Source organism: Micromonospora sp. WMMD735 (assembly GCF_049178995.1).
Classification (GTDB): Bacteria; Actinomycetota; Actinomycetes; order Mycobacteriales; family Micromonosporaceae; genus Micromonospora; species Micromonospora wenchangensis.
The window spans coordinates 7,011,628-7,023,056 of sequence record NZ_JBMHMJ010000002.1 but is presented as its reverse complement, the minus strand read 5'-3'; the positions used below and the strand labels follow the sequence as shown (position 1 = coordinate 7,023,056).

5 protein-coding genes and 1 pseudogene are annotated in these 11,429 nt (G+C 71.7%); 4 read left to right on the top strand and 2 right to left on the bottom strand.

What is annotated here, in order from left to right; genetic code table 11:
• Positions 1–156 precede the first annotated feature (156 nt).
• The 4 genes and pseudogenes from ACN268_RS30825 (at position 157) to ACN268_RS30810 (ending at position 9,673) form a co-directional block, all read left to right on the top strand.
• Positions 157–1,362: a cytochrome P450 gene (locus ACN268_RS30825; RefSeq protein ID WP_204928633.1), complete on the top strand. Its 1,206-nt coding sequence runs from the start codon at positions 157–159 to the stop codon at positions 1,360–1,362.
• Complete coding sequence (locus tag ACN268_RS30820) at positions 1,359–1,568, top strand: ferredoxin (protein WP_307826481.1); 210 nt, start codon at positions 1,359–1,361, stop codon at positions 1,566–1,568. The genes ACN268_RS30825 and ACN268_RS30820 overlap by 4 nt, the downstream gene beginning before the upstream one ends.
• 96 nt (positions 1,569–1,664) lie before the next feature.
• Positions 1,665–8,147 (top strand): annotated as a pseudogene (locus ACN268_RS30815) (SDR family NAD(P)-dependent oxidoreductase); the annotation flags it as partial.
• An 11-nt stretch (positions 8,148–8,158) separates the two neighbouring features.
• Positions 8,159–9,673 carry an FAD-dependent monooxygenase gene (locus ACN268_RS30810; RefSeq protein WP_421486538.1) on the top strand — a complete coding sequence of 505 codons (1,515 nt, stop codon included), beginning with the start codon at positions 8,159–8,161 and terminating at the stop codon, positions 9,671–9,673.
• Positions 9,674–9,739: 66 nt separating this feature from the next.
• Here the strand turns inward: ACN268_RS30810 and ACN268_RS30805 are convergent, their stop codons facing one another.
• Entirely contained in the window at positions 9,740–9,991 is a 252-nt protein-coding gene (locus ACN268_RS30805; RefSeq protein ID WP_421486537.1) for a phosphopantetheine-binding protein, read from the bottom strand.
• Positions 9,992–10,011: 20 nt separating this feature from the next.
• Positions 10,012–10,971 (bottom strand): ketoacyl-ACP synthase III family protein, encoded by a 960-nt coding sequence (locus ACN268_RS30800; RefSeq protein ID WP_421486536.1) that lies wholly within the window; start codon positions 10,969–10,971, stop codon positions 10,012–10,014.
• Positions 10,972–11,429 lie beyond the last annotated feature (458 nt).

Here is an 11,429-nt window from a genome sequence, read left to right as displayed (position 1 = left end):
CCTGAGGAGAGCAGACCCATCGGACTGCACAGGACTGTCCGCGTGCCTACTTAGATCGCCCTATCAGGGCTCTAAATCGCCTGTTGGGAGCCCGGAAACCGGAGCCTGGCAGGGCCGGGTAAGGGCGAATTTAGAGTCCGTCCCTAGGTTCCCGGCATGACCGAAGACGGCGTTCCGGGCGCACCGGCATTCCCCATGCCCCGTACCTGCCCGTTCTCCCCACCACGCGAGTACGCCGAGCTGCGGGCCGCACGGCCGTTGTCCCGGGTGACCCTCCAGGACGGCAACACGGCATGGCTGGCCACCAGCCACGAGTACGTCCGTACGCTGCTCGGCCACCCCGCCACCAGCGCGAACCGGGCCCACCCCGGTTTCCCGGCGACCGTCGCCAACGTGCAGGCCTTCGCACAGAAGGGCTTCCTGCTCTCGATGGACCAGCCGGAGCACTCGCTGCACCGGCGGATGGTGGCCGCCGAGTTCACCGTGCACCGGATCCGGCAGCTACGGCCCCGCATCCAGCAGATCGTCGACGACCGGATCGACGCGCTGCTGGCGATCGAGACCCGCCCGGTGGACCTGGTACGGGAGCTGGCCCTGCCGGTCCCCTCCCTGGTGATCTGCGAACTGCTCGGCGTCCCGTACGGGTCCCGCGACGTCTTCCAGGGGCACACCGAGGTGCTGCTTGCCCGCTCCAGCAGCCCGCAGCAGCGGCAGGAGTCGTTCGGCGCGCTGCGTGCCTTCCTCGGCGACCTGGTCACCAGCAAGGACGGCGACCCTGACGACGACCTGCTGGGTCGCCTGTCGGTGAAGTACCGGGCGGCGGACTGCTACGACCACGAACTGCTCACCGGGTTCGCGATGCTGCTGCTGCTCGCCGGTCACGAGACCACCGCGAGCATGATCTCCCTCGGTCTGCTCGCGCTGCTGCGTGACGAGCGGCTCGCGACGCAGCTGACCGACGATCCCACCCTGACCCCGAACGCCGTCGAGGAGCTGCTGCGCTACTTCAGCATCGTCGACTACCCCACCGCCCGGGTCGCCCTGGCCGACATCGACCTGGGTGCGGACCGGGTGCGCGCCGGTGAGGGCTTCGTCGCCTCCGCCGCCGCCGCGAACCACGACGGCGACGTCTTCGCCGATCCGGCCACCATCGACTTCCGGCGCGGCGTCCGTGGCCACGTCGCCTTCGGCTACGGCGTGCACCAGTGCCTCGGGCAGAACCTGGCCCGCGCCGAGCTCGAGATCGTCTACGACACGGTGCTCGCCCGGCTGCCCGCCATGAAGCTGCTGACCTCCCCCGAGGAGCAGCCGTTCAAGGAGGCCACCGTGTACGGCCTGCACTCCCTGGAGGTGACCTGGTGAGTTCCCTGCGCCTGAGCGTCGACGACGAGCAGTGCTGCTGCTCGGGTCAGTGTGTGCTCGCCGCCCCCGACCTGTTCGACCAGCGCGAGGAGGACGGCATCGCCGTGGTGCTGGTCGCCGAGCCGACCGCGGACCGGTACGAGGAGGCCCGGACCGCCGCCCGGCACTGCCCGAGCAACGCCATCTCCGTGCACGAGCGGGACTGACGTCCTGCCCCTTCGCTCGACAGCCCGCCCACCGGGCGCGTGGGCCGGGTTCCCACATTCCTGGCACCCGGAAAGGCCTGTCCCGTGTCGAACTCCGAAGACAAGTTCCGTGAGTACCTCAAGCGTGCCACCGTCGATCTGCGGCAGACCCGCGCCCGCCTCGCCGAGGTGGAGGAGCAGGACCGGGAGCCGATCGCGATCGTGGGTATGGCGTGTCGTTTTCCGGGTGGGGTGGTCTCGCCGGAGCAGTTGTGGGACCTGGTGGTCGAGGCTCGCGACGCGGTGGGTGGGTTCCCGGAGGGTCGGGGTTGGGATCTGGAGGGTCTCTACGATCCGGATCCGGACGCGGTGGGTCGGTCGTACACGCGGCAGGGTGGTTTCCTGCACGAGGCGGGTGGGTTCGACGCGGAGTTCTTCGGGATCTCGCCGCGTGAGGCGTTGGCGATGGATCCGCAGCAGCGGTTGTTGCTGGAGACGTCGTGGGAGGCGGTGGAGCGGGCGGGTATCGCTCCGGACGCGTTGCGGGGCACCGACACCGGCGTCTTCGTCGGGGTGATGTACAACGACTACGGCTCCCGGCTACGACCGGCGCCGAAGAGCTTCGAGGGCTACGTCGCCAACGGCAGCCTCGCGAGCCTCGCCTCGGGCCGGATCGCCTACACCCTGGGCCTGGAGGGGCCGGCGCTGTCGGTGGACACCGCCTGCTCGTCGTCCCTGGTGGCGTTGCACCTGGCCGCGCAGTCGCTGCGTAAGCGGGAGTGCTCGGCGGCGCTCGTCGGCGGGGTCGCGGTGATGGCCACCCCGACCACCTTCGTGGAGTTCAGCCGTCAGCGGGGTCTGGCGCCCGACGGCCGGTGCAAGGCGTTCTCCTCGTCCGCGGACGGCACCGGTTGGGGCGAGGGTGTGGGTGTGGTGGTGGTGCAGCGGTTGTCCGACGCCCGTCGGGCCGGCCGGCGCGTCCTCGCGGTCATCCGGGGCAGCGCGGTCAACCAGGACGGCGCGTCCAACGGCCTGACCGCACCCAACGGACCCGCCCAGGAACGCGTCATCCGCGCCGCCCTGACCAACGCCCGCCTCACCGCCGCCGACATCGACGCCGTCGACGCCCACGGCACCGGCACCACCCTCGGCGACCCCATCGAAGCCCACGCCCTCCTGGCCACCTACGGCCAGGAACACCACCCCGACACCCCACTCTGGCTCGGCTCCATCAAATCCAACATCGGCCACACCCAAGCCGCCGCCGGCATCGCCAGCGTCATCAAAATGACCCACGCCATGCACCACGGCCTCCTGCCCGCCACCCTCCACATCGACGAACCCACCCCCCACGTCGACTGGACCACCGGCAACGTCGCCCTCCTCACCACCACCCGACCCTGGCCCCACCACGACCGCCCCCGCCGCGCCGCCATCTCCTCCTTCGGCATCAGCGGCACCAACGCCCACCTCATCCTCGAACAACCCGAACCCCAACCCACCACCCCCGACGAACCCACCCCCACCGACACCCTCCTGACCTGGACCGTCACCGCCCACACCCCCGACGCCCTCCACGACCAGGCCCAACGCCTCCACGACCACCTCACCCACCACCCCCAACCCCCCCACCACATCAGCCACGCCCTCGCCACCACCCGCACCCGCCACCCCCACCGCGCCACCATCACCGGCCACACCCTCCACGACCTCCTCACCGGCCTCAACGCCATCACCACCAACACCCCCCACCCCGGCACCGCCACCGGCCACGCCACCACCACCAAAACCCTCTTCCAATTCACCGGCCAAGGCTCCCAACGCCCCCACATGGGCGCCGAACTCCACACCCGACACCCCGCCTTCGCCGAAACCTTCGACACCTGCGCCACCCACCTCAACCCCCACCTCGACATCCCCCTGCACGACCTCGTCTTCACCAACCACCCCGCACTCCACCAAACCCGCTACGCCCAACCCGCCCTCTTCGCCCTCCAAACCGCCCTCCACGCCCTCCTCACCCACCACAACATCCACCCCGACTACCTCATCGGCCACTCCGTCGGCGAAATCGCCGCCGCCCACGCCGCCGGCATCCTCACCCTCCCCGACGCCTGCACCCTCGTCGCCGCCCGCGGCCACCACATGCAAAACGCCACCCCCGGCGGCGCCATGCTCGCCACCAACCTCACCGAAACCCAAGCCACCCAATGGCTCACCCAATACCCCCACCAACTCACCATCGCCGCCATCAACAGCCCCCACCACCTCGTCATCTCCGGCGACCACGACGCCATCGAACACCTCACCCACCAACTCCACACCCACCACCACAAAACCACCCGCCTCAACGTCAGCCACGCCTTCCACTCCCACCACATGGACCCCATCCTCGACGCCTTCCACACCACCGCCACCACCCTCACCTACCACCAACCCCACACCCCCCTCCTCTCCACCCTCACCGGCCAACCCGCCGACCCCCACCACATCACCACCCCCGAATACTGGACCCAACACATCCGCCAACCCGTCCGCTACCACCACGCCCTCACCCACCTCACCAACACCCCCACCCACCACATCGAACTCGGCCCCGACACCACCCTCACCACCACCGCCCCCCACACCCACACCACCGGCCACACCTTCACCCCCACCCTCCACCCCAAACACCCCGAAAACCACACCCTCACCACCGCCATCGCCACCCACCACACCACCCACACCACCCCACCCACCCCCACCACCGACCACACCCCCACCCACACCACCCTCCCCACCCACGCCTTCCAACACCACCACTACTGGCTCCACCCCCAACCCCACACCCACACCACCCACCCCCACCCCCTCCTCACCACCACCATCACCACCCCCGACCACACCACCCACCACACCGGCACCCTCACCACCACCACCCACCCCTGGCTCCACCACCACACCATCAACAACACCACCATCCTCCCCGCCACCGCCCTACTCGACCTCACCCTCCACACCACCAACCCCCACACCCCCACCACCACCGACCTCACCCTCCACACCCCCATCACCCTCCACCCCCACACCCCCACCCACCTCCACCTCCACCTCACCACCCCCACCCCCACCGGCCACCAAACCCTCACCATCCACACCCGCACCACCACCACCTGGACCACCCACGCCACCGCCACCATCAACCCCGAACCGGCACCGGAGCCCGCGTCCCCGCCGGGCGCCTGGCCGCCACCGGGGGCACAGGCCGTCGACCTCTCCGGCCTGTACGCGCGGTTGACCGACCACGGCTACGCCTACGGCCCGACCTTCCGTAACCTGCGGGCACTCTGGCGGCACGGCGACGAGCTGTACGCGGAGGTCAGCCTCCCCGACGGGACCGAGGTCGACGGGCACGTCGTCCACCCGGCGTTGCTGGACGCGGCGCTGCACGCGCTGATCGCGACGCCGGCCGACCTCGACGGCCCGCTGCGGGTGCCGTTCTCCTGGGGCGGAGTGCGCGCGACCGGTCGCAGCGCCAGCGCCCTGCGGGTGCGGCTGACCCGGCTCTCCGAACACGCGGTGCGGCTGGTCGCCACCGACCCCGACGACGCCGAGGTGATCACCGTCGAGGAGTTGACCACCAGGCCGTTCACGGCCGACCGGTCGGCCGCCACGGAAGCCCCGGTCACACCGATGCGGGTCGAGTGGGTGCCGCAGGAGGCCGGCCCGGCGGCGGAGCCGTCCGGCGTGCACGTGGTCGGCGTCGACCCGCTGGGGTTGGCCGACGCGCTCCGCACTGCCGGCCGCGACGTCACCGTCCACCCCGACCTGGACGCGCTGGCGGCGGCGATCGCCGCCGGCACGGCGGTCCCGGCCGACACGATGGTGACCTGCGTGACCGACGGCGGGCCGGGGCCGGCGATCGACCGGGCCGCGCCACGTCCGGCGGACGAGGTCGTGGCCCTCGCCCACGAGGTCGCCGAACGGGCGCTGGGGCTGGCGCAGCGGTGGGTCGGCGAGCCCGCCTTCGGCGACCACCGGCTGGTGACGGTCACCCGGGGGGCGGTCGCCACCCGGACCGGGCCGGAGATCCAGGATCTGCCGGCGTCCACGGTGTGGGGTCTGATCCGGTCGGCGCGTGCCGAGTTCCCCGACCGGTTCGCCCTGCTGGACCTGCCCGGCCCGGCGGACGCGACGCTACCGGCGGCGGTGGACGGTCCGGAGCCGGAGGCGGCGGTCCGGGACGACACCACACTGGTCCCCCGGCTGGTGCCGGTCGCCGAGTCGGCGGCCGTGCTGCAACCCCCGGACGGGGGTGGCAACTGGCGGCTGGACGTGACGAGCCGCGGCACGTTGGCGAACCTGGCGCTGGTGCCGTCGCCCGCGGGGGACCGCCCGTTGGCCGGCGGCGAGGTACGGGTCTCGATGCGCGCGGCGGGCCTGAACTTCCGGGACGTGATGATCGCGCTGGGGCTCTACCCGGGCGACGACGCGCAGATCGGTGGCGAGGGTGCCGGCGTCGTGACGGAGGTCGGTTCCGAGGTCACCGGGCTTTCGGTCGGCGACCGGGTGATGGGGCTGTTCCCCGAGGGTTGCGCCGGCCCGGTGGCGGTCTCCGACCACCGTCATCTGGTGCGGACCCCGGCCCGGCTCAGCGACGTCGAGGCGGCGGTCCTGCCGATCGTCTACCTGACCGCCATGTACGGCCTGACCGACCTGGCCGACCTGCGGGCCGGTCAGCGGCTCCTCCTGCACACCGCGACCGGCGGGGTCGGGATGGCCGCCCTGCACTACGCCCGGTACCTCGGTGCCACCGTGCACACCACCGCGAGCGCGCCCAAGCAGGCCACCCTGGCGACCCTCGGCGTCCCCGCCACCCACATCCACGACTCCCGGACGACGGCGTACGGCGATCGCATCCGGCAGACCGATCCCGACGGTGTCGACGTCGTCCTGAACACGCTGACCCACGCGCACGTGGACACCAGCCTCGCGCTGCTGGCCGAGGGGGGCACCTTCCTGGAGATCGGCAAGACCGACATCCGCGACCCCCACACCATCACCACCACCCACCCCCACCTCACCTACCAGCCCTACGACCTCCTCGACGCCGGACCCACCCGCATCAACCAACTCCTCACCACCCTCACCCACCTCATCACCACCAACGCCCTCCCCGCCCTACCCGTCACCTGCTGGCCCGCCACCAACGCCCCCGACGCCCTGCGTCACCTCAGCCAGGCCCGCCACACCGGCAAGATCGCACTGACCATCCCCGCCCCCCGGCCGCAACGCGGCACCATCCTCATCACCGGCGCCACCGGCGCCCTCGCCACCCACACCGCACGACACCTCGCCACCACCCACCCCCACCACCACCTCCTGCTCACCACCCGAGGAAACCCCGACACCCTCACCCCCCTCACCACCGAACTCCACACCCACGGAACAACCACCACCACCGCCCAATACGACCCCACCCAACCCCACCAACTCCACCAACTCCTCACCACCCTCCCCACCACCCACCCCCTCACCACCGTCATCCACACCGCCGGCACCCTCCACGACACCCCCCTCACCACCCAAACCCCCCACACCCTCCACACCACCCTCACCGCCAAAATCGACACCACCCACGCCCTCCACACCGCACTCCAACACCACCCCGAGGTGAATCTCGTCGTCTTCGGCAGCGCCACCGGCACCCTCGGCAACGCCGGTCAGGCCAACTACGCCGCCGCCAACACGTTCCAGGACGCGCTGACGCACCACCGGCACACCATGGGGCTGGCCGGCACGACGATCGCGTGGGGCCTGTGGCACACCGAGTCGGGGATGGGGGCCGGCCTGCAGGAACAGGACCTGCAGCGGCTCAGCCGGATCGGCGTACGGCCGATGGACGTCGCCGACGGCCTGGCGGCGCTCGACGCGGCCGTCACCCTGGGCCAACCGGTGACCGTCGCGATGGGGCTGTACCTGCCCACCCTCACCGCGCGGGCCCGCGACGGGCTGCTCGCGCCGCTGTTCCGGGCATTGACCGGACCGGTCGGCGTGGACGCGTCGCCGCAGGACGCGCCGGCGGCGGTCCGGCCGCTGCCCGAACGGCTCGCCGGGCTCACCGACGCCGACCGGCACGACCTGCTCCTGACCCTGGTCTGCGAGAACGCGGCGATCACGCTGGGGCACGCCGGGGCGGCAGGCATCGCCCCGGAGCGGCAGTTCCGGGACCTCGGCATCGACTCGCTCACGGCGGTGGAACTGCGTAACCGGCTCGCCACGGCTACCCAGCTACGGCTCTCGGCCAGCCTGATCTTCGACCACCCGAGCCCGGCACAGCTGGCCCGGCACCTCGGGGACCGGTTGACACCGCAGGAGCAGGACCCGTTCGCGGTGCTGTTCGCCGAGTTGGACCGGTTGACCTCCGACCTGTCGGCGGCGGCGCCGTCGGCCGCGGCGATGGGCCGGCTGTCCGGCCGGCTGGCCGGCTTCCTCGACCGGGTGGAGGAGCAGCGGTCCGCCCTCGTGGCGGACACCGGTGACGAGGTGACCGCGATCTCGACGGCGACCGACGACGAGATCTTCGACCTGATCGACAACGAACTCGGCATCGGCTGAAGGAGTCGCACATGACCGCACCAGTGATCATTGCCGGCGGGAGCCTGACCGGGCTCATGCTGGCGCACGAGCTGGCCCTGTGGGGGATCGACGTCGTCGTGCTGGAGCGCGACCCCGCCCTGACCGACGAGTCACCCGGGCAGGCGATCAACACCACCACCGCCGAACTGCTCGACCAGCGTGGCCTGCTCGCCGGGCTGCGCGGGCACGTCTCCCCCGTGCAGGGCACGCACTTCTCGCTGATGTGGCTGGACATGTCGGCGCTCTCCGGCCGGCATCTGCCGGCCATGCTGCTCGGGCACCAGTTCATCGCGCGGCGGCTCGACGAGGCCGCGGTGGCCCGTGGGGCCGACGTGCGTCGGGGCCACCGGGTGACGGCCTTCACCCAGGACGACGACGGCGTACGGGTCCGGGTCGGCACCCCCGACGGCGGGTACCACCTGCACGGCAGCTTCCTGGTGGCGGCCGACGGTGAGGACAGCACGGTGCGCGCGGCCGCCGGCATCGCCTTCCCGGGCGCGGGTCCGGCGAACTGCGGTCTGGTGGCCGACGTCGAGATCGCCGTCGCGGAACTGGCCCCGGAGCACCGTGGGTCGCGGTTCTGCCCCGGCGGGGGCGTCTACTCGGCGGTGCCGGTCGGGCCGGAGCTGCTGCGGGTCATCACGGCGGAGTTCGACGTCGCGCCTCCCGCCGACACCGCGCCGACGACCGCCGAGCTGCGCGCGGCGGTCGCCCGGCTCACCGGCGCGGAGTTGCCGGCCGCGCCGGTGCGCTGGGTACGCCGCTACGGCGGGCAGACCCGGACGGCGGAACGGATGCGCAGCGGCCGGGTCTTCCTGGCCGGCGACTCGGCGCACACCTTCTATCCGTTGGCCGGTCTCCGGCTCAACCTGTGTCTGCAGGACGCCGTCAACCTGGGCTGGAAGCTCGCCGCGGAGTTGTCCGGCTGGGGCCGGCCCGGCCTGCTGGACACCTACCACGAGGAGCGTCACCCGCAGGCGGTACGCGCGGCGGATGCCACCGACGCGCAGCTCGCCCTGATCCACCCGATCGACCGGGTGACACCGCTGCGCGGCCTGTTCGCCGAGCTGCTGCGGCTGCCCCAGGTGAACACCTACCTGCTGGAGCTGTCGACCGGGCTCGACGTCCGCTACGACGTCGGGGTGGAGCCGTGCGGCCCGGTTCCGGTGGGCCGCCGCCTGCCGCACGTGCCGCTGGCCGGCGTCCGACCGCTGGCCGGTACGGCGGGGGGCGCGGTGACATCCACCTCGGTGGCCGACCTGCACCATGCCGGACGCGGCGTCTACCTGGACCTCGGTGGCCGCACGCCGGTGCCGACCCGGCGCACCCTGGCGGCGCTGGGCGACCGCATCGACGCGGTTCGCGCGGAGCCCACCGACGAGATCCTGGCGGATGCCGTCCTGGTGCGTCCGGACGGTCACGTCGCCTGGGCCGGGGATCCCGTCTCGGATGCCGAGGGGCTGTCCGGCGCGCTCAAGTCGTGGTTCGGTGAGCCGGCCGGGTGACCGGTCGTGCCGTACGAGCAGCGCCCCCGGCCGGTGGCCGGGGGCGCTGCTCGTACGGCGGTCGGGTCAGGGCGCGGTGACGGCGCCGGCGAGCTGCTGCGACCAGGCGGTCACGGTGGGCGCGGCGGCGAGGTCACCGAAGCGCACGCTCATCCCGGCGCGACGCCAGCCGTTGACGAGCCGCATCAGTTGCAGGGAGGTGAGTCCGAGTTGGACCAGGTTGGCGTCGTCGCCGATGGCTGCGGCGTCCAGGCCGATCACGACGGCGATCGCCTGTCGGATCTCCTCACGTGTGGTGCCCGCGGTGTCGTGCTGCACGATGGGTCCTTTCCGTCGACTCAGCGGTGCTCTTCGATGATCTTGATTACGGCGCAGCCGACCTCGATGCCGACGCCGACGGCAAGCAGCAGGACGTGGTCACCAGGGCCGACGGCGCCGGTGGTCAGCAGGTGGTCCAGCGCCAGGATCTGGTCGCTGGCGCCGCAGTGCCCGACCGTACGGCTGAAGTCCCACACGGTCTGCGCGTCGGTGATCCCGAGGGGGTCGAAGATGCCGTTCTGGAGCTGGTCGAGGGCGACCCCGCTGTGCGCGACCCGGGCGATGCCGGCCATCGTCACACCCGCCTCGTCGAGCACCCGGTCGACCGTCTCGGTGACCAGGTCGCCGAGGTGGAACACCGGCGGGGTGACGCCGTTGGCCCACTGCTCGGCCCAGTAGCGGGAGCGCGATTCGAGGTCGACCTGCCGCCCGGTGGTGATGCTCGGCGGGAAGAGCGGTTCGCCGCCGCGGTGCAGGACCTCGGCCGCCGGGTTGGACGCCGAGCCGACCGCGAGGAGTTCGGCGAAGCCGCCCCGGGTGGACAGCAGGGCGGCGCTCGCGCCGTCGGCCAGCACGTAGTGCGAGCTGATCCGCCAGCGGTCGACGACCGGGGTGGAGAAGTTGTCGGCGGCGGTGAGCAGGACGGCGGTCGACCCGGGGTCGGCCATCAGCTGCGCGGCCGCCAGCCGCAGCGCCGACAGCATCCCGTTGCAGCCGTGGTGGATCTCCAGCGCCGGCACCGCCCGGACGCCGAGCGTCTCGTGCAGGATGTAGTGCGGGGCGGACCAGGTGTCGGGCCCCTGGTAGTGGACCGGGCAGTGCATCAGCGCCGCGACGTCCTCGGGGCGGTGGGCCGAGCGCTTCATCGCCTCCGCGGCGGCCTGGAAGGCCATGTCGGGGGCGGGCGTGTCCGCTGAGACCGCGATCGAGTGCAGGTCGCTGTGGATGCGGTTCCCCTCGTCGTACCAACCGCGTTTCACGGCCTCTTCGGTGGTGATCCGGTCCGGCAGATACGTGCCGACACCAGCGACAAAGACGTTCCGGACTTTCATTGCCACCCGCTTTCGGGAAATGGTGCGGCCAACATCCCCAACGGTCCTCGACCTGCCTAACGGCCACCTAAAGAGGATCTTGGTACGCGCCCGTACCGTCGCGGCCGCACCGCCGGGCAGCGGATCGACGGGCGACGCCGCCACCCTCTGCGCCGCGCCCCCACCCGTCGCCCCGGGGCCCGCATTTGTGGCTGACATGCAGGCGTCGGTGCTTGCGGGGAGGCTTTTCGTGAGGGAGAGTCACCGAGCGGGCGAGTCGCATCGCCGACAGAAGACACTCGGCCGAAACACTTCCGTGCACATCGTTAGCGGTACCCCTGCACCGCTGGACGGCTCCGGGCCCCGAAGCCCTTCGGCAAAATTCTCGGAACGGTCTTAACGACCAT